Consider the following 22454-nt stretch of genomic DNA (forward strand, 5'->3'; position numbering starts at 1 on the left):
CCCTATAGTGGATGAATCTTAACCTTACGAGAATGGAATCTGTTTTCTATAATAAGAAGTGTAAAGCACAACATTATATGGGGGGTCACAAGAAATGAAAAAAGGTATGACTTTGCTATTGTCCCTGATTTTTGTATCATCAGCTTTACTGGCAGGTTGCGGAAGCAACAACAATGCATCTTCTAACAAAGGAGATGGAAACGCTACCGCGACGAATTCAGCGGATGCTACAAATGCTCCAGCAACAGAAGAACCGGTTAGTAGCGAGCCGTTCGAAATGACGATTCGTCACACTCAAATCGGTGCCGACAAACAGAAACGTTTAGCTATTCTGCAAGAAGTAGTGAAAAAGGTAGAAGGCGATGTACCGGGTCTTACCTTTAAGCTTGATGGAGTAGATTCAGATGTAAACCGTAAAGAAAAATTACGTGGTGAAATGGCTGCAGGTAATCCACCAGAGATCTTCGATCTTTTCGGAAGCCCTGACTCTAAGATCTATGCTAAAGAAGGTAAATTACTCGATCTGACTCCAATCCTAGAAGAACTTGGAATTAAGGATAAATTCTCAAATCTTGATCCTTTCACTTATGAAGGAAAAATTTACGGATTGCCTATCGGTGGATCTGGTGAAGGTTTCTTCTACAACAAAGAATACTACAATAGCAAGGGTTGGAAAGCTCCAACAACATTTGCTGAATTGGAACAACAATTGGCTGACATCAAGGCTGACGGAAAAGTACCTTTGGCTGGTGCATCTAAGGCTGGTTGGGTACCACTTATGCTAGCTAACCACTTGTGGTCACGTTATGCAGGTCCAGATGTAACTGCTAAGTTTGCAACAGGTGAAGCTAAATGGACTGATCCAAACGTTGTAAAAGGTTTTGCGAAGTACAAAGAATGGGTTGACAAAGGATACTTCAAAAAAGGCGAACTTGGTTTCGAGTATGCTGAATATACAACACAATTCACTAGTAGTGAAGCAATCCTCTTGTATGATGGTACTTGGAAATCTTCCGTATTTAAAGAAGGACAATCTGGCGAAGGTTTGATCGGTAAAGTTGGATTCTTCAATATTCCTCCAGTTGATGGTGGCGTAGGCGACCAAACTGCACTGATGCGCGATGTAAACAATGGCTACGGCTTCTCTGCTTCTGCTGAGAAAGATCCACGTCAATTGGCTGCTGTGAAATCTTTCATCAAAAACTTGTTTAACGAAGAAATGCAATTACGTGGTCTTGTTGAAGATGGCGTACTGCCAGCAATGAAAATTGATCAAAACGTGCTGAATGAAAATATTACGGATGATCTGATGAGCGAAATCGTAGGTGTACTTAATAACTCACAATCTTCGTTCCCAGCATTTGACTCCCTTGTTCAAGCTGATGTAACTACAGAAATCAGTAACATTCAAATTCAAAAGCTAATTGGTGGTCAGACAACTCCAGAGAAAATGGGCGAAGCTTTACAGAAGGTACAAGAAGAAGCAAACGCAGCAGTTGAATAAGTAGCTGCAAATTGAATGTACCCTGGTGCCAGAACCAGGGTACATTTTTAAACTCAAAGAAATTATGTGTTTGCAAAGCTCTAAAACATTCATTGTTCGCCAGATGTCAAAGCAACCGGAGGTAGTCATGAATAAAGCACTAAGAAATCCATTGGTATTTTTCCTTTTTATTCTTCCAGCACTGATCTTGTTCACGATGTTCTTCATCTATCCCATCTTTAGTTCAATCTATTACAGCTTTACTAGCTGGAATGGGGTATCTGACACAGTCAAGTCTGCCGGAATCAGTAATTTTGAGAAGGCATTAGGAGACGAACGATTCTGGATATCTGTCAAAAATAACGGTTTCTTCATTCTTTTCTCCTGTTTTGTACAGGTACCGTTAATCATATTCTTCTCGTTATTGATATCGAATGTAAAGAAGCTAAAAGGCTTGTATAAGACAGCGGTCTTCATGCCTTCTATTATGTCTACAGCAGTTATCGGTATTCTATGGGGCTTCATTTATGAGCCCAACATTGGACTTTTAAATAAGGTTCTAGGCTTAGTTGGTATTGATCCACTTTACTGGCTGTCGGATGAAAGATTCGCAATGTTATCCATCCTGATCACGAATGCTTGGCAATGGACCGGATTCTACATTGTAATGGTACTTGCAGCTATTCTGTCGATACCAGGTGAATTGGATGAAGCAGCTGCCATTGATGGCGCAACTGGATTCCAACGTGCTACACGCATCACGCTTCCTTTAATTGTTCCGATCATTTCTGTTGTAATCATGTTGTCCATTGCTGGAGCAATGAAAGCGGCGGATATCGTCATTGTAATGACTAAGGGTGGACCTGCTGGTTCAACCGATGTAATGGCAACTTACATGATTAAATATGCTATCACTAACTTTAAGTACGGGTACGGTAATGCCATTGCAGTCCTGATCTTTGTATTTACATTGGTGGTTACAGCTGTTTATCAGCTGCTGATAGCCCGACGTACAGAAAGGATTGAATACTGATGCCACGCGCCCTGAAAAAAAGTCTGCCACACGTCGCACTATTGTCCTATCTACTAGTTATTCTATTTCCTTTCCTGTTCGTGTTATTCTCCTCTGTGAAAAAGGATAACAATGCAATAGCACTTAACCCTTTTGGGATTCCAAAGGAGTTCGTCTTCAATAACTACGTTGAAGCTTGGGTAAATGCCAAGATCAGCACCTACTTTTTTAACAGTTTGTACATTTCCATATTGGCTTCTGTAGTATCTATCATTCTAGCGTCTATGTTTGCTTTTGCGGTTACTCGGATGCGCCAAGGCAAATGGAATACGATTTTGTTCACCTTAGTTATGGTGGGAATGCTCATTCCGAACAACGCATTGATGCTTCCTATTTATACGATTGTACGTAAGATGGGGATTCTGAATACGCACTGGGCATTGATTATCCCTTATATCGCGAATGCAATTCCGTTTACGATAATAATTTTGGCTGCATTTATGCGTTCGTTGCCTAGAGAAATTGAAGAGGCAGCGGTCATGGATGGGTTGAAGGCACCAGGTATCTTTGCTAAAATTATTGTACCTCTAACCGTACCTGCCATGGTTACTGTATTCATTGTTAATTTCCTGGGCAATTGGAACGAATTCTTGCTGGCAAACTACTTCCTATCAAATGATGAACTACGTACGCTCCCAGTGGGTATGGTTCAATTCCGTGATCAATATCAGATGAACTATGCACAAATGTCAGCGGGTATCGTCTTCAGCGTTCTGCCAGTAATTGTGATTTATGCGATTTTACAGGAAAAAATTATTGAAGGTGTAACAGCGGGTGGCGTAAAAGGATAACTTTTTTTCTCAGTCAGGAGCACTAGCCGATGAATTTGCGCTATAAATTATTTACGGCATTTTTGGGCCTGATAATCATTCCCTTATTTATTCTAGGCATGCTTATGTTTTTCGTGACTTATAACTCTATTGAGAAGAAGTACAGTCAACAGTCGGAATACTCACTCAAAGCAATTAGTTACAGTATTTCAAATGTGTTAAAAGATATGGATAACGTTACAGACAACGGAATTGCTACCTCGGTTTTTCATATGGCACTTAGCGCAGAAGATCCTTCTAATCAAGATTTGACTGATGCTGAGCAACTCAATTTGAATGCAAGCCAGCGCAATTTCCGTAGTCTGTTGTTTAACCATCCATCGATTAGCTATGCTTTTTTATACAATTTTAACGGTAGAGGTAACTCTGAAATCGTGTCGCTTTTTAATAAGGAAAATTTCCGAACGCTACCCTATGATACTTTCAAAAAAAGTGATTTGTACCAGGAAGTAATGGATTTGAATGGCGTGCCGAAATGGCTGGCTCCTCATGAGTATCCCGAGCTTACAGGAACTGAACCTGTGTTTACACAAATTCGACTCGTGAAGGAACTGAGCTTCTTTCAGAACATAGGTATCCTTGTTGTACAGATCAAAAATTGGGAGCTCGAATCGATATTTCGCAATTTAAAAATTGGGGATAGCAATCAGGATGTTTCGTTTATGCTAGTAAATGATGACGGAATGATTCTATTTGACCCAGATCAAAAGCTGGATGGGCAGGATATTCAGTCATTCGCGAATAAAGAGATTACCTTCAAAAAAGGGTTTCAGAGCTTTAAAACAGAGTATAACGGGGAGAAGAGTATTCTCTCCATGTATCATTTGAAAGATTATCCTTGGAGTCTAGTGTCTGTAACCTCATGGGACTCTTTATCTCGAGAAGTTACAGTATTTGCACGCTGGTTTGTTGGGGTTATCTTCCTTTGCTTTTTGGCAGCGGTGATCTTCAATCTATTCTTTATGAATCGCATTACTGGTGCAATAGCCGTAATTGTTCGTTTTATGCGACGTGTTGAGGATGGAGATCTAACTTCGCGGGTAGAAGTGAAGGGGAATGATGAGTTAACGCTTCTTGGTAAGGGCTTTAATGATCTTATGGATAAAATTAACCGATTGTTTAACAGAATCCATTTGGAACAGCGTCGCAAGAATCAAGCCGAGATGCGTGTTCTACAGGCTCAGATTAAACCGCATTTTTTATTCAATACGTTAGAGTCGATAAATGTTCTGGCTATACAGAATGAAGGCAAGAAAGTCAGTGAGATGGTCTACCGACTGGCAAGTATTTTACGTATTAGCATTCAGGATCGAGAAGAAATTACACTGGATGAAGAGATTAAACATCTACGCAATTATTTGGATATTCAAAAATTTAGATTTGAGGATTTATTTGAATACGATATTGATATCCCACAAGAATTGATGAGTTGCGGCATTTTAAAGCTTACTTTGCAACCGCTTGTAGAGAATAGCATTCAGCATGGATTTGAGGGTATTGATTACAAAGGTCAAGTTTCTGTGAAAGTTTGGGAGAAGCAAGGGGACTTAATTTTACGAATTGAAGATAACGGTATTGGAATTACACCATCTCAGTTGTCTATTTTCCAATATATTGTGAATGATCCTGTGGAGCAAGAGGTTGAAGTTGAACGGGAAAACCGGATGAATCTTGAACGTAGAGGCCTTGGCATTCGCAGTGTAGCAGATCGCATCCGCATTGAATATGGTGACAGATATGGAATATTTATTTGTTCCAGTCCAGGATATGGTACTATTATTCAATGTGTCATACCTAAATACGAGCAGGGGGAAGATCATTATGCTAAAAGTATTATTGGTAGATGACGAAGCCCCAATTCTGAATAATCTAAACAAAGTGTTGCCATGGCAGGAGATGGGGATGGAAGTCGTCGGTATGGCGCGAAGCGGTATGGACGCCTTGCGCATTGCTGAAGAGGAGCGGCCCGATCTAGTGTTAAGTGATATTCGCATGCCAGTAATGGATGGGTTAACATTTGTAGGAAAGTTGCGGGAAATGGGATTGGATAGCGAGGTATTACTTCTTACCGGGTATCAGGAGTTTGACTATGCACGGGAAGCGATCCGGCTTGGGGTCAAAGAATACATTTGTAAGCCGATTCATTATGAGGAACTTGGTAATAAGATACGTGAGATCGGTGCTAATATCCGTAGTAAACAGTTTAAAAATAAACTGTATAATAGCATCCCTCTATTTCAGGAGATTCCTGAAGTTGACAATGGCAAAAAAACGCCGGATCAGCTAATGAACTTGGCCGCTCAATACATCACTGAACATCTTCATTCAGATATCGGGATTGAGGAAGTGGCGAATAAGATCGGCATTAGTGGCAGTTACTTCTGCCTATTGTTTAAGAACCGTTTTGCAATGACTTTCGTGGAATATGTAACACAACAACGAATTGAAGCTGCCAAGTTTATGCTTACTAACAGCGATAAGAGCATTACGGTGATTGGTTCCGGAGTGGGTTATCAGGAACGACGTTATTTCACGAAGGTGTTTCAGAAGCAGACAGGGATGTCTCCTAAGGAGTATCGTGACCGAAACGCTGTGAGGTCGGCGTCACTCTGAGGATATTTGGACTTCCGGTCGCTGTTATCATTGGATTTCTTGATTGGAAGCCGCTGATCGCGGTTGAAATCCAATGATAAAGGCGAACGCTCCGCTCCTACAGTTCCAAACTTCCTCTCCGTTCCTTCTTCCTCACCACACTTCGTTGTGGGTATGGAGTCGCCCCACTCCTTCGGATGTGGGGACTCCTTAGGGGAGTGAATGGATTATCGACCAGCCTACGGCTGTGATAAAGGTACATAAGCTGTAATTAATTAGATGATTTTAAACAGTAGAGATGATTATCCTTAGTTATTGAGGATAATCATCTCTTTTTTTATAGAAATATAATATGCTCCCTATACTCCCAAAATTTATCATATGTTTTAATTAGAGTGTAAGAAGGAAGTGCAAGGCGATAGCCAAGCAAGCGTGAAAAAGGCTCTAGATTAGGATGATGGGGAAATGGGGGAACAGAACATGAGTGTGACGAATCCTTCCGTCAGCTTATCAGAAGTAGAAAAACGCGGCAGGGGGAGAGTGCCGAATTTTCTGAGAGTGATGAAGAAATATTGGGTGTTCTATTTGATGATGCTCCCAGCCATTATTATTCTGATCATCAATAACTACATACCGATGTTAGGGACGGTAATTGCTTTTAAGGATATCAATTACCAGAAGGGCATTCTAGGCAGTGATTGGGTCGGGTTCTCGAACTTCAAATATTTATTCTCGACAGAGACGGCGTGGATCATTACAAGAAATACCCTATTGTACAACACTGCGTTTATTGTACTTACACTATTTTTTTCACTGGCTTTTGCGATTATGTTTAACGAAATGCGCAGCAGATGGCTATCGAAATTCCATCAGAGTGCGATGTTTCTCCCATATTTTCTCTCATGGGTCGTCGTCAGTTATTTAGTATACGGCTTTCTAAGCGCTGAGCACGGGTTCATGAACAAGACACTACTTCCGTTCTTTGGGGTTGATCCAATTGAATGGTATTCGCAGTCGCAATATTGGCCGGGGATTCTAGTAATCGTAAAGCTGTGGAAAGAGATTGGTTATACGACGGTCATTTATATGGCCGCGATCATCGGCATAGATCACGAATATTATGAGGCTGCGCTGATTGACGGTGCTTCTAAATGGAAGCAGATTCGTAAAATCACGCTGCCGCTGATCAGTCCGGTTATCATCGTAATGACGCTACTGCAGATTGGTAGGATTTTCAACGCAGACTTCGGATTGTTCTTTCAGGTGACTAGAAACGCAGGAGCATTATACTCCACTACGCAAGTTATCGACACCTATGTATATCAGACCTTCCTGGCGATTGGTGATATTGGGATGTCCTCTGCCGCGGGTCTCGTTCAATCTGTTGTAGGATTTCTACTGATATTCTTAGCAAATCTAGCAGTACGACGAATAAGTAAAGATGATGCGTTATTTTAGAGGGAGGTGGGCGTGTTGAGCCAGACAGAAACTGCAATCGGGCCGTCGGGTCGTACAGGAAAGAGAGCTAAACGGCAAAGACAACCCAATGAAATTTCTAATATCTCCAATTTGTTAATTAATATATTCTTCTGGATCTATACGGCGATTTGTGTGGTCCCACTGATCCTCGTGATTATCGTATCGTTCTCAGATGAACAATCGGTTGTACAGCACGGCTACAGCTTTTTCCCGAACAAGTGGGATATCTCGTCATATGAATTTCTGTTAAAAGATTATTGGCAAATCATAGATGCGGCTGCCGTTTCCTTATTTGTGACGGTGGTTGGAACGATTCTGAGTCTCGTAATTATGGCAATGTATGCCTATCCTATCTCGCGTGGAGATTTTCCACATCGTAATTTCTTTTCGTTCTTTATGTTTTTTACACTGCTGTTTAATGGAGGCCTAGTGCCTTGGTATCTAGTTTATACTCAAATGATGCATTTGAAAGATACGCTATGGATTCTGATTATGCCACTGCTGGTTTCAGCATTCTTTGTCATCATTTTACGAACCTTTTTTGCAAACACAATCCCGCCGGCACTGGTTGAGTCTGCTAAAATCGACGGGGCACCGGAGTTTCGGATCTTCGTTCAAATCATTCTGCCTTTATCGTTACCGGTGCTAGCTACAGTGGGATTATTTCAAACCTTGGCGTATTGGAATGACTGGTATCTAAGCTTGATCTTTATTTCACCCGAAGGGCATGTCAATCTGCAGTATCTAATGTATAAGACGATGTTGAACGTTCAGTTCCTGACTGCAAGCCCTCAAGCGATGGCTGCCTTAGCTGCTCAAGGTGTAGAAATCAATCTGCCGACAGAGACAGTAAGAATGGCAATGGCTGTTATTGGGATCGGTCCTATCGTATTCGTTTACTCCTTCTTCCAAAAGTATTTTATCAAAGGACTTACCGTTGGTGCTGTTAAAGGCTAATGAGGATTGGAATGGCTTAATTCGGCGTTCCAAGCAAGTGTGTGAACGTCCGATTCAGCATATATAAATATTTTGAGGGAGGTTATGGTGTACATGAAGGCTATTCGAACAAGCACACTTTTAACGCTGATGCTTATCGTAGTACTCAGTCTTAGCTTAGCTGGATGCGGAGGGAATAACGGTAATAATGAAGGAGCCTCACCAGCGCCAAGTGAAAATGCAATCGCTACCAATGCTGCGGCAACAGATGAGCCCGCTGCAGATCCTACAGCTGAACCGGAGAAGAAATTAGATCCTTATACTGTTAAGTTAATCTATGTCGGTGCCGTTCAAAAGGATGAGCAGGTTGTAGAAGACGCTATCAATAAGCTTCTGGAACCTAAAATTAACGCCAAATTGGATATCGCACCGATCGACTGGGGTCCATGGGACAATGATGTTAATCTGAAGATTGCCAGTCAGGAGAAATTCGATATTATTTTTACAGCCCAATGGAAAAATTATGTAACCAATTCAGCTAAAGGTGCTTACCTCCCACTTAATGATGATAACGGCAAGTACGGTAATCTATTGAATGAATATGGCCAAGGGATTCTTAAAAATCTCGACCCGCAATTCTTAAAAGGTTCTGCGATCAATGGTGTGAATTATGCCGTTCCTACGAATAAGGAGCTAGCAGCACAAGGTGGGATCGTTTATCGCTCCGATATTGCTGATGAACTGGGTATTGATATGACGAATGTAAAGACCATTCAAGACTTGGATGCCGTGCTCAAAGTCGTAAAGGAGAAGAGACCAGACCTAACCCCACTGTACTTCAAACAAGGAGAGACCTTTAACTCCCAGTACATGGCGCAGTACGACACGCTTGGTGATGCTTCAATTCCGGGCGTTCTGCTTAAGGATTCATCGGATACTAAAATTCAATCCATGATTGAACTGGACCGTTATAAAGAAATCATCAAGCTTACTCGTGAATATATGAAGAAAGGTTATATAAACAAAGATGCGGCCGTGGCTACAAATTCTACACAAGATGCAATGAAGGCCGGTAATGTCTTTATGACAGTACAATCACTTAAACCTGGTAAAGATAGTGAATTGGCTAATGCTACAGGTTTGGTCGGAAAACTGAAACAAATTGCTTTTAACGAACCGACGATTTCTACTAGTGATGCAGCAGGATCAATGTTAGCGATCTCCGCTTCCTCGGGTGATCCAGCTCGTGCCATGATGGTATTAGATCTTTTGCACACGGATAAAGAAATCAATAATCTGCTCGTATTTGGTGTAAAAGGTGTCCATTATGATGTCGTTAGCGGTGATACGATTAAAGCTACTGACAAAACGGGTGACTATAATACCGCTGCTGCCTGGATGCTTGGAAGCCAATTCCTGAATCCTGTATGGGAAAGTGAAGCTCCGGACAAATGGGAGCAATTCAAAGCCTTCAACTCTAAAGGTAAAGCTTCTGTTGCGCTCGGTTTTAATTTCGACGCATCCTCTATGAAGACTGAAATGGCAGCTTGTAAAGCTGTAATGGATGAATACGACATCAGTTTGGATACGGGTTCTGTTGATCCCGATACCGTATTGACTAAGTACGCCGACAAGCTGAAGAAAGCCGGACTTGATAAGATTATTGCAGAGAAACAAAAACAACTAGATGTTTTCTTGGCTGCTCAAAAATAAATACTTTAAATGAAACTAAAAGGCTATCCCCGGCATGATTAATGCGCTGGGGATAGCCTTTGTTGTACGCTTGGTGAATAGGTTAGCGGAAAGAAGTATCTATTTTTTGCGCTACCTGAATGGCAAGTGACCAAGCCTGCTCAGGATCTAGCTTACCTTGCTCGGCTTTGGTTAAATACTCGATCATATTTGTTTCTACATCGGCGTGGTGCGGACCGTAGTAGGTGGGAATTACTTCTTGTGCTGCTGTAGAGAGGACACGTCCAACCTCAGAATTAGGAAAATAAGGATCGGACAGGTTATGGATCTCGGGATCGTCATAAATTTCGGGCGTGGAGGGAAATGCCCCTTCTGACTTAAATGAAATTAGCTGTTGTGTGGGCTCGGTTAACCATTTGATAAGCGCGAATGACTCCTCTGGATGACTGCCTGTTCTAGGCAAGGTAAGGACGGAACCTCCTCGATTAGCGCTATTTCCTGGGATGGTCGTTACATTCCATAATCCGCTGGCTGTTGGAGCACTACTCTTGATATGATCAATCATCCAAGCCGGACAGAGCATCACTGCAAAGTCGCCGTTTAGCAGACCTGCGCCCCAGCGCTGTGTATCTACAGCAATACCTGCGGATAGATTCAGCTTCAAAGCTTGAATTGCAAAGTCCCAGGCCCCTTTTACTGCTGGATTATTTCCTATGATCAGCTCTTGGGAAGTGGGGCTGTAATATTGAAGCTTGGACTGACGCAAAAGGGTTAGATAAAGATTCTCTAAGTCATTGACAAAGGCTTTGCCTGTTGCCTCATGGACTCTAGTGCCGACCTTGAGGAATTGGTCCCAAGTTTGAATTCGCTTTGCTACTTCTTCAGGTTTGGTAGGGAGTCCAGATAACGCGAAGATGTCAGTCCGATACAACATAGCATAGGGACCAATATCAGTCGGTAATCCGAAGATAAAATCATTACCGAGCACCTCCTGCCATTTCCAACTCAGAAATTGATTCTTTAGATCATTCGCTCCAAATGTTGTTAGATTATAAAAATAATCGGGGAACTGCTTGAAACGATCCAAATAGCTAATATCAATAGCCGCCACATCAGGGGAACTATATCCTGCTGCGAATGAAGTTTGCAGCTTGGCGGGAAGCTGCGTGGAGGTTGAGGTCTGAATATGGATTTCTAGCTCGGGATGCTGCAATTGATACTCTGCTATAAGCGGCTCAAGACCCGATCCAGCCGTAAGCCAGATGTTCAGCTGGATCGGGTCTTGAAGGTCGATATCTTCCCTAGAAGGAGAGATCTGGCAACCGCTTGTATGAAGCAGCAATCCAAAGCTTAACAGGATAGTCAACAACTTAGCATTCACATGCAAGAGAACACACCTCGTCTTTATTTGTTGTGCTTCTGAAATTCCTGAGGAGTCATACCCATGTATTTCTTGAATATGAGGCTGAAGTACGCAGGATCTTTAAAGCCAACTAATTCGCTAACTTCGTAAACTTTGAGCGTAACATTATTTAGCAGCTCTACCGCTTTTTTGATACGAAGCTTGGTAAGAAAACTAGAGAAGCATTCTCCTACATCGTCTTTGAACAGACGGCCCAGATAGGTTGGATTCATGTATAATTCATCTGCAATTATTTTGAGAGAGAGGTTCTCTTGGAGTCGCGAATTCATAGCCTCAATCATCATAGAGATTACCCTACGAGTAGCCTTCACCTGTAGTTGTTCCGTAAGCTGAGGAGAAGCTGAGCACATGGATACATCACTATAATAGATAACGGGTCGGGTACTATCCTTTTTGAGCTGTTGGCATGCCTGCATGCTCTCATGATAAGCTGTTGCGAGGGCTCCAAGATCATAGTGAGGGTTGGAGACACCGGCGCTGAAAGGCGATTTCAAGAGGCTAGACAGCTTAATCATCATTTCCTGAGTTAGCGCCTCATCGATTCTTTCGGATTGTTCATGGGGATAAAACAACATGATTATCGCTTCTTGCTCCTCTTGAATGCCGACAACATTAGCGTAAAGCGAAAAACACTCTTCTAATATATTGATTACGGCTGCATACATCGCTTGTTCAGACCAGTACTGTGGCATAACATCACCTAGGTGATTTACAGTAATGATGACAAAAGAATGAAAGGGAGGTATGAGCTGTTCTTCAAAGTAGGGTAATGGAATGCCATAAAGTAAATCAGAAAGGCGTTTCTCCCGAAGATTCTTTTCTCGCAGCTGCGAAACTTGCCTGTGTTGCTTCTTCAATTCCAGACGTTCATACACACTTGTTACGACTTCGAGGATATTTTCAACTGAATTTGGCTTGACCAGATATTCTCGTACACCGTACCTTATGGCTTGGCTGGCATAGGAGAAATCCTGATAACCAGTGAGCAGTATCGTCTCGGTGTCAGGGTAACATTCATGGATATGCTTAGAAAGCTCGAGTCCATCCATGCCAGGCATACGTATGTCTGATATTACAAGGTCAATTGCCTGCTCTTTTAACAGTTGTATCGCTTCTAATCCGTTCTCTACTGAACCAATGATGCTAAAATTATGGTTTGCACTTCCCAGCATTTCTGACAGAGACCGTCGGACAAAACTTTCGTCGTCAACAATTAACACTTTCATCACTTCGCCCCCTACCCTTGATCGAACTGTAATGGAACAGTGACTTTTACGAGTAAGCCTCCGAGCTCGCTGGTTGATAAATGAAGGCCAAATCCATGTCCATAGATTAGTTCTATACGATGATTCAGATTGGAGAGACCGATACCCGTGTGGAGCAGCTTCTCCGGATTAACCTCGCCGCTGATTAAGGCCTCAGCCATTCTTGCCTCGCTCATGCCTTCTCCGTTATCTTCTACTGTTAGCACAAGTGAGTTGCCTTCACTATAGGCCCGAATACGTATAAGCCATACTTCGCGTAGTGTAGGTTCAAGTCCATGCGTGATAGCATTCTCTACAAGGGGCTGAAGGGTTAGCTTCATGAGCTGCCTATTCATGACCTCAGGATTCACGTGCAGATCAACCTGTAGTGTGTCCTCGTAGCGTAGTTTTTGCAGGTAAATGAACCTTTCTAGTTGTTGTAAATCTTCCTCAACCGTAACAAATTCCGATCCACGATCAATGCTGTATCTAAGCAAATCGCTTAGTGCAATAACCATTTGTGACTCTTCTCGCATATGTTTATTAGCCAGTGACCAATAGATGGTGTTCAATGTATTGTAGAGAAAATGAGGGCGAAACTGTGCTTTAAGAGCTACGATCTGAGCTTGTTTTTCACTGATTTGTTTGCTTGAGAGGTCAGTAATCGTATGGTCTAGGTTTTGAAGCATGGAGTTATAGCTTGAGTATAGGATAGCCATTTCTTTATTCATGGTTGTTTTTACAAACGGTAGCGTGGTTCCGCGTTCAACGTTGCTTAGCTTGGTTGCGAGATTACGAAGTGGCTTAGACAGTGTCCACGAGAAAAAGAAGGTGAATAATAACGCTGCGGCCATCCCGAGCAGGCCAATTAAAATAATATTTCTGCGAATGCCATTTAAATCTTTAACAGCTTCTTTAGAATCAATGTAAGCAAAAATGCTCCACTCGCTGTAGGGGGAATAAGCGTAGGATACGAACATATTGCGGGAGTTTATGGTATTTGGGATGATTCGTGCTTTATGATTACTGAATTGACTTAAAATTCTATCATCCATATACAAACCTATCTCATCTGGATCGGTGGAATAAACAATGGTGTTGAAGGAATCAACCATTTGGATTTTTTCATTCTTGCCAAGATGAAATTGGCTGACAGCGTTATGGATAACCTCCACAGGTAGGACAAGAAATAGGGTTCCCAACCGATTTAAGTCATTCCAATCATTAATTTGCCTAGCTCCCATGACCACAGGGATCGTACCGTTCTGCCATACATCTGCACCAAACCAGACCATACGGCCATTATTCTGAGCGATAGCCGGAAACCAATAGGCGCTGCGGATTTCCCTCTCACTGTCCCAGATTACTTTTAAGGAACTGCTATTGGTATATACCTGATTATCTGAAAGACCGAGCAGCTTGAACTGGATATCATAGTTGATGGAACGTGTCTGTTGATCGATGTAGCGGGTGATATCCATAGCGTCTGTATGAGGGGTGCGGGATTTTGCTAAGTCTCCCAGTGTTTCTTGAATCGAGGGACTGAACATAATCGTAGATGAGAGTTTGTCGTTATCTTGAAGAATAGCGTCCATTTTACCTTGAAGCTGTTTGACGGATTCCAGAATATATTGGTTCGACCGGTTAAGAACAGCTTGGGATGACGAACGGTAGGATAAAAAAATTGTAAAAGCTACGATAGTGAAGATGATTAGTGAGAAACCTATGATTAATTGAACGAGGATGGAGATTTTCTTGGACATGTCATCACCCGCATGAAAAGATATTCTTCCATACATTGTAACAAAAGCAAATGAAAGCGAATATACCTTGCCGTAAAATACACATATTTATATGGATAATCTCATATTTTTCGGGTAGCGGATGAAAGGTTGTCTTTGCTTGTTTTAATACTGGGTTAATCTTTCTTTACTTTAAAATGAAACTTTTTGCGGTCGCATGCGTCTAATACTATGTTTTGTTATAACGAACGTGGCAAAAAGCAATTCTTCCGCTCCGCTGAGAGCGGTTGCGTTTTTGCGGGGAATATAAGAGGAGTATGAAAAAGACAGAGACCTACTTATATTTACAAATAGGAGCAGAGGAGTCATATCATGGATTTAAAGAAATTAACGTTAGTTGCTGTTTTGGCCATTTCTCAGGCCGCCTCGGCAGTGCCGGCTTTTGCCGAAGCTGTCAATAATACCTCCGGTAATACTAATGCAGTAGGAGCAGCTGCTACATCTGTGACGGATGTAATGCCAGAAGCTACTGACCCATTGCCACCATTACAAACTGAGGTACCAGGGGGAGTCGTATCACCTACACCAACCCCAACCCCAATTCCGGGGGCAACAACTGAACCGACGACTGAACCTGCGACAACAACCGAACCAACGGCAACAACTGGACCAACGGCTACACCGATCCCTACTGCTACACCTGAAACCACTACACAGCCTATACCAACGGATGGTGTTCGCGCTGCGGCCAGTAATCAGCTTGTACTGATGATGAACAGCAACAAAATGTACCAAAACGGCGTTGAATATTTGGCTAATCAGCCAATGGCCGTGAAGAATGGCGTCTCATATGTTTCGATCCGAGCTATGGTAGAACGCGTAGGTGTGAAGTACATTTACGATTATAAAACGAAAGAGACCATTGTTACCAAAGGAAGCGACGTAATGCGCTTTAAGACGGACAGTAAGATTTATTCCGTTAATGGTAAAAATGTGACGATGAAAGGTCCAGCTTACCAAACTAATGGTACATTCATGGTTCCTTTGACGTCCATCACTGGAGCGTTAGGCATTCCTTATACCGTTGATAATGTGCAAAAACGAGTAATTCTTACGTTGAACACGAAGCCAAAAGCTTCTTTTACAGTGCCAACTGAAATTTATGCAGGTGATCCTGTGAATTTCGTGACTTCCAGCTCTTCACCGAATGGTACGGCCATTGTCGATGAACGCTGGGAAGGAAATAAGCAAGATATCTATGATACACCAGGATTTTATGTAGTATCCTATTCCGTTATGGATGCGAATGGACAGTGGAGTGATCCTTACTCTGTGACCATCAATGTGCTAAAACCAAATACACCTCCGGTCGCTAATTTCACGACAGACAAAGATTCTTACAAGATGGGTGAAATGATCACTTATTCGGATCTAAGCAGCGACCCAGACGGTGATCCAATTGAAGTGACTTGGACGAACAAAGCAGAAGCTTTCTTTACACCAGGCCCAGCAAAAGTCGCTATTCAAGTAAAAGATTCACATGGCGCAATCAGCACTTTTGAGAAGACCATTAATATTTCGGATGAAATCTTGTACAGTAAAGAAGATTTCTATAGATTATTCGGTGCTCCAGGTAGCGTATTTAACATCGACGGATCGATGGTTCCAACTTGGCAGAAAGTAGCCTATAATCTTTCTTCTGAGCCTTATACCCTTATCCGCAGTAACAGTCCAGAAACTGTGAATACGGAAGGGATCACGTATAAAGAAACATCATTCGGCGGAACTCGCTTCTTGGTTCACCATAAGAACAATATGAATATTAAAACGAAGGTGTATGTGATTGCTAAGAATAACAATCTGTACCCTACGACAATTACAACAGAGTATGTAGGCTTTGGTGGTCCAAACGCTTACCCTGAAGGTACTGGCAAAATGTCTGTTCAGCGGTACTGGGAATCAATGCAGACCAGAAAAGATTATAAGACAACGGTCCTCCAACCAGGAGAAAGCGTCTCGATTCTTACGGATCTAAACAAAATCGCGATGAAACCAGGCGAAATTGTATCCCTCCAAGCGGATTTATTTAGTGATTATCCTATTGAATATAATGTCATGATGATTGATGCGAATAAAGATCCTCTAGCAACACTTCCTACACTTCCAATATTGGATCGTGATGGGGTGCATAATCGGGGAACTTATGCTGATTCTACACGCATCATCACGGTTACCGACGAAGTAGGAACATCTCCTGCGAGACTTCTTCTCGGTGACAATTTGAGTGATTTGAATTTGAGCGGCATAGACCCGATGAATGGTACTGAAGCATCCAATGCAGGTAATTTCGGCGTGTTATACAAAATCAAATTCGATCGTGTTGCACCTAATTCATTGATTACATTTAATCCACGTGGCGGTAATTACATGGGACCTGTCATGGTTAATGGTCAGATTGTACACATGCCGACATCCGGAAGTCTCTCATCGGCTGACATGAACAGTGTGATTTATCGTACTGGCGACTATGGCGGCTCCGTGGAGATTTTATTCACTGCAGCTTCTGGTAGTAACTTGCCGGTGAACTTCTTGGTTACACCGCTGCCAGCGAAAAAATAGCAAAATAGGTCCATCCTTTAAGTTATTTGGGATTCACCTGAAATAAAAGTCCGGCTGAATATTCCGCATAGGAATACTCAGCCGGACTTTTTGTATTTAAATGTATGATTTTACTCTGGTGAACACTCATACGATTGGTTGTTTCATTGACGGGGCATTTATTTTGGGGCATTATTAAGAGAGTGAAGCATAAATGAAATGAACTGAAATGTTATGGGAGATGAGCGTATGCTGTCGACAGAACAAATATTAGAGGTCATGTCGGGGCAGGGTCTGCGAATCACCGACCAACGCAAAACGCTTGCCAAGTTATTCGGCGAGAATAAGGGTTATTTGTCAGCGAAGGATGTCTATGAGCATATGGGCCGCAAGTATAGCGGACTTAGCTTTGATACCGTGTACCGCAATCTGCGTGTAATGGAAGAGCTTGGTGTACTTGAACAAATCGTCTTTGAAGACGGCGTGAAATTCAAGGGAAGCTGTAATCATCAGGATCACCATCATCATATGATCTGCCTTCAATGCGAGAAAACCTACCCGATTAATTTTTGCCCGATGAATTTAACGGATACACCTGATCAATTCCGGGTAGTCAAGCATAAATTTGAGGTGTTCGGTTATTGCAAAGAATGTGAAGAGAACCGGGAAGAAGAACTAATCGCAGCAGCTAATCGCAAAAAAGGGGTCTAAGGATGGCGACCCTTCGAAGAACGATTCAGGCCCCCATTCGGGTGTACCGCAAGTACATTTCCCCGATTAAGCCTGCCACTTGTCGCTTCTATCCAACCTGCTCTGCCTATGCGCTGGAAGCTATTGAAGTGCATGGTCCACTTAAAGGTTCATGGCTTGCTGCCAAGCGGATTGCTAGATGCCATCCCTTCAATCCAGGAGGACTTGATCCGGTTCCGCCTCTTGAGGAACACCCTACGAAGAAGGATTCTGCTCGTACGACTTGACATAAGCCCTTACCATTGGGTATATTCACAGGTAATAGTATGAATTCCGAGGAACGGATGAGTAAATCGGTACGCCCATTACAGAGAGCCGGAACGAGCTGAAAGCCGGTATGGAGCGTTAGATTGAATATGGTCCGGGAGGAACTGTGTTCGAGCGGGAACTGCAAGTGAGGTTCACGTAAGATAACAGCGTGTTCCAGCGTTAATGGACAGTTCCCGGGAGGGAACTGGCGAAGCCTGATCTCTGTGAAGAGACAGGAAATTTGGGTGGTATCGCGTGAGTTATACTCTCGCCCCATTAAAGGGGCGGGAGTTTTTTGTCTTTTTATGAAAGAAAGGATGATTAATCAATGAGCGAAAAGAAAACTTTTTACTTAACTACACCTATCTACTATCCGAGTGATAAGCTGCATATCGGACATGCTTATTCTACCGTAGCTGGAGATGCAATGGCCCGCTACAAACGTCTACGCGGCTATGATGTAAGGTATCTTACAGGTACAGACGAGCATGGTCAAAAGATTGAACGGAAGGCAGAGGAAGCAGGCAAAACCCCTCAGCAGTTCGTAGATGACATCGTCGTTGGCATTAAGGAATTATGGCGCAAGCTAGACATCTCCAATGATGACTTCATCCGTACAACGGAAGAGCGTCATAAAAAGGTTGTTCAGGATATTTTTGATCGACTGCTCAAGCAAGGGGACATCTATAAAGGCGAATATGAAGGCTGGTACAGTATTCCGGATGAAACCTTCTATACAGAAACACAATTGGTTGATATCGTTCGAGATGACAATGGCGTAATCATTGGTGCAAAAAGCCCTGATAGCGGTCATCCGGTTGAACTGGTGAAGGAAGCGAGTTATTTCTTCCGGATGAGTAAATATGCAGATCGATTGCTGCAATTTTATGAGGAGAATCCGGACTTTATTTTGCCGGAATCCCGTAAGAACGAAATGATTAACAACTTTATCAAGCCTGGTCTGGAGGATCTTGCGGTTTCCCGTACGACTTTCGATTGGGGTGTTAAGGTTAAAGGCGATGAAAAGCATGTAGTGTACGTATGGATCGATGCATTGACAAATTACATTACTGCTTTGGGTTACGGTTCCGAGGATCGCAGTCTGTACGATAATTTCTGGCCTGCTGATGTGCATATTGTCGGCAAAGAAATCGTCCGTTTCCATACGATTTACTGGCCAATCATTCTAATGGCGCTGGGTGAGCCTCTTCCGAAAAAGGTATTTGCTCATGGCTGGCTGCTCATGAAGGATGGCAAAATGTCAAAATCCAAAGGGAACGTAGTAGATCCAGTTACATTAATTGATCGTTACGGCCTGGATGCACTTCGTTATTACCTGCTACGGGAAGTACCATTTGGTTCGGATGGTACATTCACACCGGAAAGCTTTGTTGATCGGGTTAACTATGATCTTGCTAATGACCTTGGTAACCTGTTGAACCGGACAGGTGCGATGGTAGAAAAGTATTTCGGTGGAGAGCTTCCAGCGTATGAAGGAAATGTAACAGCATTTGATGGTGAGCTTCAAGCTGCGGCAGAGAATACTTATGCCAAAGTAGAAGAAGCGATGGAAAAAATGGAGTTCTCCGTAGCGCTAACAGCGATCGGGATCTTTATCAGCCGCACCAATAAATATATTGATGAGACACAGCCTTGGGTGCTTGCTAAGGATGAGAGCAGAACAGCTGAGCTCGCTTCCGTAATGAGACATCTTGTGGAAGGTCTTCGCACCGCTTCCATCCTACTGCAGCCGTTCTTGACGCAAACCCCAGCGAAGATTTGGGAACAGCTTGGCATCGAAGTTGGTGAATTAACGACATGGGACAGCGGTAAGACCTTTGGTCTGATTCCGGCAGGAACAAAGCTGGTGAAAGGCAACCCAATCTTCCCACGCCTGGATGTGGAGCAAGAGGTAGCTTATATCGCCGAAGCCATGGGCGCTGGTAAACCGGCTGCTGAAGCGACCGAAGCAGCACCTGCGGCTCCTGCGGTATCCGAGCCTGAGGAAGAGCATAAAGAAGAGATCGGCATCGACGATTTCGCCAAGGCTGAGCTTCGGGTAGCTCAGGTCATTGCAGCTGAACCTGTGAAGAAAGCCGACAAGCTGCTGAAGCTGCAGCTGGATCTAGGTTATGAGCAGCGTCAAGTCGTTTCTGGTATCGCGAAGTTTTACACACCGGAAGAGCTGGTAGGCCAAAAAGTGATTTGTATTGTGAACCTGAAGCCAGTGAAACTGCGCGGAGAATTATCCCAAGGGATGATTTTAGCGGCTTCTAAAGGTGATCAGTTAACCATCGCCACAGTTCCAGATAGCATGCCAAATGGAGCTATTGTGAAGTAAGATTCGTTATGTAGAATCTATATATGTAATTGTTATATAAGCAAGGGAATGCTCCTTCAGCCGGATAGGCTGTGGGAACATTCCTTTTTTCAACGTATAAGCAGGGACAAAATTCAGAATCATTTTATTAGGATTTATTGTTGACTTATCGTAATGATTACTATTATACTTCTAATAGTAAAGATTACGATTTGAGAGGGAGATCAATTTAATGGTTGCTATGAAGTCACGAATAAGTCTGCTTATACTTGCATTGGTGCTTGTATTTACACTCACTGCATGTGGACCTAAGAGCAGTGGAAGTATAGTTGAAGGGAAAGTAAATGTTGTAACTACTTTTTATCCTATTTATGAGTTTACTCGGGAAATTGGTGGAGATGATATAAATGCCATTAATCTTCTTCCGGTTGGTGTAGAGCCGCATGATTGGACACCACGCAGTCAGGATATTGTCAACACCTCCAAAGCGCAATTATTCTTGTACAATGGAGCAGGGCTTGAGGGATGGGTTCCTAATTTTCTAAAAGGACTTGATAGTAGCAGTAAAGTGGAAGCTGTTGAAGTAAGTAAAGGTGTTGATTTAATAATGACCGATGAAGATGACGGACATGATCATGGGGGAAGCGGCGAAGAGGATCATCACGAAGATGATGCTGATCATAATAGCCATTCTTCTGAGGACAGCCTTCATACGGACCCACATACCTGGGTAAGTCCGAAATCAGCGATCATCATGGCGCGCAATATAAAAGAAAGCCTTCAATCTGTGGATCCTGATCATAAAGATGGTTATGAAGAGCGTTACAATAAGCTAGCTGAACGTTTACAGGCTTTGGATAGTAAATTTGAACAGGAGCTTACCAAACTGCCTAACCACAAAATTGTAGTTTCGCATCAAGCTTTTGCCTATCTTGCTCGTGACTATAAGCTTGAGCAGCATGCGATTATGGGATTATCCCCAGACGCTGAGCCGCGTGGACAGGATTTAGTAAACCTGGCGAAGATGGTTAAAGAGGAGAAAATTCAATACATCTTTTTTGAAGAGCTTGTCTCCGATAAACTGGCTAAGACGTTAGCGGCTGAAGCTGGTGTGTCTACTATGGTTCTTAATCCGGTGGAGGGTCTTACTGCGGAGCAAGAAAAGAACGGGGATAACTACTTCACCTTGATGGAGAAAAATTTGCAAAATCTGATTATGGCTTTACAATAAAAAGGAAAGTATAAGGAAAAGGCGGTGCTAAAGCATGCAATCGGTATCCTTGGACTGCCATCAGCATATCATCGATATACAGGATCTATCTTTTTCATATGGTGAACAGAAGGTGATCTCGAATCTTAACTATAGTGTAAGAGAACGAGACTTCCTTGGTATCATTGGTTCTAATGGCGCTGGTAAAACAACACTGATGAAGATGATCGTCGGTTTGCTTCCGGCAAGCAGTGGTGAAATCAAATTATTTGGAACGCCTGTCCGCAAGTTTAAAGACTGGGAACGGATAGGTTATGTTCCACAAAAGAACGCCTTCAACCCGCTGTTTCCAGCAACGGTGCGTGAAGTAGTGCTATCTGGTTTGTACAACAACAAGAATCTTATTCGAAGAGTATCAAAGGCTCAGCATCGTCAGTGCGAAGATGCACTTGAAGTGATGCGGATACAGGATATTGCGGAGAAAAGAGTAGGCCAGCTGTCAGGCGGTCAGCAGCAGCGTGTATTTCTAGCACGTGCGTTGATCAACCATCCGGATCTGCTGATTTTGGATGAGCCTACAGTCGGTATTGATGCTGAATCACAAGCAGGATTCTTTGAATTAATTACACATATGCACGCCCATCATCATATGACATTCCTAATGGTGTCGCATGATATTGACATGATTAAGAATTACTTAGGGAATGAACCTGTGCAAACGAACGGTAAGATTAACTTTTTCTCCCGTCATTCTCATGATTTGCAGAATTGTACGGAAGAGAACCTTCAGCACACGCTCTCTTAGGTCATAGATCTAGATACAGCGACGCTGTA

17 protein-coding genes are annotated in these 22454 nt (G+C 42.8%); 14 read left to right on the forward strand and 3 right to left on the reverse strand.

Annotated elements, in window-relative coordinates; all coding sequences use genetic code 11:
- Positions 1-94 precede the first annotated feature (94 nt).
- The 8 genes from ACWNM1_RS14790 (at position 95) to ACWNM1_RS14825 (ending at position 10105) form a co-directional block, all read left to right on the forward strand.
- Positions 95-1504, forward strand: coding sequence for an extracellular solute-binding protein (locus tag ACWNM1_RS14790; protein WP_094873719.1), 1410 nt, complete (start codon positions 95-97; stop codon positions 1502-1504).
- Between the two features lie 127 nt (positions 1505-1631).
- A complete protein-coding gene (locus ACWNM1_RS14795) occupies positions 1632-2516 on the forward strand; it encodes a carbohydrate ABC transporter permease (RefSeq protein WP_341052551.1) in 885 nt (294 codons plus the stop codon).
- The gene (locus ACWNM1_RS14800) at positions 2516-3346 is read left to right on the forward strand and encodes a carbohydrate ABC transporter permease (RefSeq protein WP_042129876.1); all 831 of its coding nucleotides are present in this window, start codon (positions 2516-2518) and stop codon (positions 3344-3346) included. The genes ACWNM1_RS14795 and ACWNM1_RS14800 overlap by 1 nt, the downstream gene beginning before the upstream one ends.
- Before the next feature lie 29 nt (positions 3347-3375).
- On the forward strand, positions 3376-5232 hold the full coding sequence (locus tag ACWNM1_RS14805; RefSeq protein WP_076284461.1) for a cache domain-containing sensor histidine kinase: 1857 nt from the start codon (positions 3376-3378) through the stop codon (positions 5230-5232).
- On the forward strand, positions 5207-5998 hold the full coding sequence (locus tag ACWNM1_RS14810) for a response regulator transcription factor (protein WP_449601524.1): 792 nt from the start codon (positions 5207-5209) through the stop codon (positions 5996-5998). The genes ACWNM1_RS14805 and ACWNM1_RS14810 overlap by 26 nt, the downstream gene beginning before the upstream one ends.
- A 444-nt stretch (positions 5999-6442) precedes the next feature.
- Positions 6443-7435, forward strand: coding sequence for an ABC transporter permease (locus ACWNM1_RS14815; protein WP_449601525.1), 993 nt, complete (start codon positions 6443-6445; stop codon positions 7433-7435).
- A gap of 15 nt (positions 7436-7450) precedes the next feature.
- Positions 7451-8413, forward strand: coding sequence for a carbohydrate ABC transporter permease (locus tag ACWNM1_RS14820; RefSeq protein ID WP_231573325.1), 963 nt, complete (start codon positions 7451-7453; stop codon positions 8411-8413).
- A 93-nt stretch (positions 8414-8506) separates the two neighbouring features.
- Positions 8507-10105 (forward strand): ABC transporter substrate-binding protein, encoded by a 1599-nt coding sequence (locus ACWNM1_RS14825; protein ID WP_449601526.1) that lies wholly within the window; start codon positions 8507-8509, stop codon positions 10103-10105.
- A gap of 82 nt (positions 10106-10187) precedes the next feature.
- On the opposite strand, the gene ACWNM1_RS14830 is transcribed toward ACWNM1_RS14825, so the two are convergent.
- From ACWNM1_RS14830 to ACWNM1_RS14840, 3 genes are read right to left on the reverse strand one after another with little or no spacing between them, the layout of a single operon-like run.
- The gene (locus tag ACWNM1_RS14830) at positions 10188-11465 is read right to left on the reverse strand and encodes an ABC transporter substrate-binding protein (RefSeq protein ID WP_449601527.1); all 1278 of its coding nucleotides are present in this window, start codon (positions 11463-11465) and stop codon (positions 10188-10190) included.
- A 23-nt stretch (positions 11466-11488) separates the two neighbouring features.
- The gene (locus tag ACWNM1_RS14835) at positions 11489-12733 is read right to left on the reverse strand and encodes a response regulator (RefSeq protein WP_449601529.1); all 1245 of its coding nucleotides are present in this window, start codon (positions 12731-12733) and stop codon (positions 11489-11491) included.
- A gap of 11 nt (positions 12734-12744) precedes the next feature.
- Complete coding sequence (locus ACWNM1_RS14840) at positions 12745-14514, reverse strand: sensor histidine kinase (RefSeq protein ID WP_449601530.1); 1770 nt, start codon at positions 14512-14514, stop codon at positions 12745-12747.
- Between the two features lie 351 nt (positions 14515-14865).
- Between ACWNM1_RS14840 and ACWNM1_RS14845 the strand changes: the two genes are divergently transcribed.
- From ACWNM1_RS14845 to ACWNM1_RS14870, 6 genes are all read left to right on the forward strand, one after another.
- Positions 14866-17112 (forward strand): stalk domain-containing protein, encoded by a 2247-nt coding sequence (locus tag ACWNM1_RS14845; protein ID WP_449601531.1) that lies wholly within the window; start codon positions 14866-14868, stop codon positions 17110-17112.
- A 228-nt stretch (positions 17113-17340) separates the two neighbouring features.
- Positions 17341-17802 (forward strand): Fur family transcriptional regulator, encoded by a 462-nt coding sequence (locus tag ACWNM1_RS14850; RefSeq protein ID WP_449601532.1) that lies wholly within the window; start codon positions 17341-17343, stop codon positions 17800-17802.
- A 2-nt stretch (positions 17803-17804) separates the two neighbouring features.
- Positions 17805-18068 carry a membrane protein insertion efficiency factor YidD gene (yidD, locus tag ACWNM1_RS14855; RefSeq protein WP_449601533.1) on the forward strand — a complete coding sequence of 88 codons (264 nt, stop codon included), beginning with the start codon at positions 17805-17807 and terminating at the stop codon, positions 18066-18068.
- Positions 18069-18418: 350 nt separating this feature from the next.
- A complete protein-coding gene (gene metG / locus ACWNM1_RS14860; RefSeq protein WP_449601534.1) occupies positions 18419-20431 on the forward strand; it encodes a methionine--tRNA ligase in 2013 nt (670 codons plus the stop codon).
- Between the two features lie 211 nt (positions 20432-20642).
- The gene (locus ACWNM1_RS14865; protein ID WP_449601536.1) at positions 20643-21641 is read left to right on the forward strand and encodes a metal ABC transporter solute-binding protein, Zn/Mn family; all 999 of its coding nucleotides are present in this window, start codon (positions 20643-20645) and stop codon (positions 21639-21641) included.
- A gap of 34 nt (positions 21642-21675) precedes the next feature.
- Complete coding sequence (locus tag ACWNM1_RS14870; protein WP_042190495.1) at positions 21676-22425, forward strand: metal ABC transporter ATP-binding protein; 750 nt, start codon at positions 21676-21678, stop codon at positions 22423-22425.
- Positions 22426-22454: the final 29 nt, after the last annotated feature.

The sequence above is a fragment of the Paenibacillus sp. Marseille-Q9583 genome (assembly GCF_976954365.1).

Excerpts from the sequence above, each read along its gene's own strand:
- ACWNM1_RS14865 (WP_449601536.1), top strand. The coding sequence starts at position 20,643 with ATGGTTGCTATGAAGTCACGAATAAGTCTGCTTATACTTGCATTGGTG.
- ACWNM1_RS14815 (WP_449601525.1), top strand. The coding sequence starts at position 6,443 with ATGGGGGAACAGAACATGAGTGTGACGAATCCTTCCGTCAGCTTATCA.
- ACWNM1_RS14800 (WP_042129876.1), top strand. The coding sequence starts at position 2,516 with ATGCCACGCGCCCTGAAAAAAAGTCTGCCACACGTCGCACTATTGTCC.
- ACWNM1_RS14870 (WP_042190495.1), top strand. The coding sequence starts at position 21,676 with ATGCAATCGGTATCCTTGGACTGCCATCAGCATATCATCGATATACAG.
- ACWNM1_RS14835 (WP_449601529.1), bottom strand. The coding sequence starts at position 12,733 with ATGAAAGTGTTAATTGTTGACGACGAAAGTTTTGTCCGACGGTCTCTG.
- ACWNM1_RS14805 (WP_076284461.1), top strand. The coding sequence starts at position 3,376 with ATGAATTTGCGCTATAAATTATTTACGGCATTTTTGGGCCTGATAATC.
- ACWNM1_RS14850 (WP_449601532.1), top strand. The coding sequence starts at position 17,341 with ATGCTGTCGACAGAACAAATATTAGAGGTCATGTCGGGGCAGGGTCTG.
- ACWNM1_RS14810 (WP_449601524.1), top strand. The coding sequence starts at position 5,207 with ATGCTAAAAGTATTATTGGTAGATGACGAAGCCCCAATTCTGAATAAT.
- ACWNM1_RS14790 (WP_094873719.1), top strand. The coding sequence starts at position 95 with ATGAAAAAAGGTATGACTTTGCTATTGTCCCTGATTTTTGTATCATCA.
- ACWNM1_RS14845 (WP_449601531.1), top strand. The coding sequence starts at position 14,866 with ATGGATTTAAAGAAATTAACGTTAGTTGCTGTTTTGGCCATTTCTCAG.
- ACWNM1_RS14795 (WP_341052551.1), top strand. The coding sequence starts at position 1,632 with ATGAATAAAGCACTAAGAAATCCATTGGTATTTTTCCTTTTTATTCTT.
- ACWNM1_RS14825 (WP_449601526.1), top strand. The coding sequence starts at position 8,507 with ATGAAGGCTATTCGAACAAGCACACTTTTAACGCTGATGCTTATCGTA.
- metG (WP_449601534.1), top strand. The coding sequence starts at position 18,419 with ATGAGCGAAAAGAAAACTTTTTACTTAACTACACCTATCTACTATCCG.
- yidD (WP_449601533.1), top strand. The coding sequence starts at position 17,805 with ATGGCGACCCTTCGAAGAACGATTCAGGCCCCCATTCGGGTGTACCGC.
- ACWNM1_RS14840 (WP_449601530.1), bottom strand. The coding sequence starts at position 14,514 with ATGTCCAAGAAAATCTCCATCCTCGTTCAATTAATCATAGGTTTCTCA.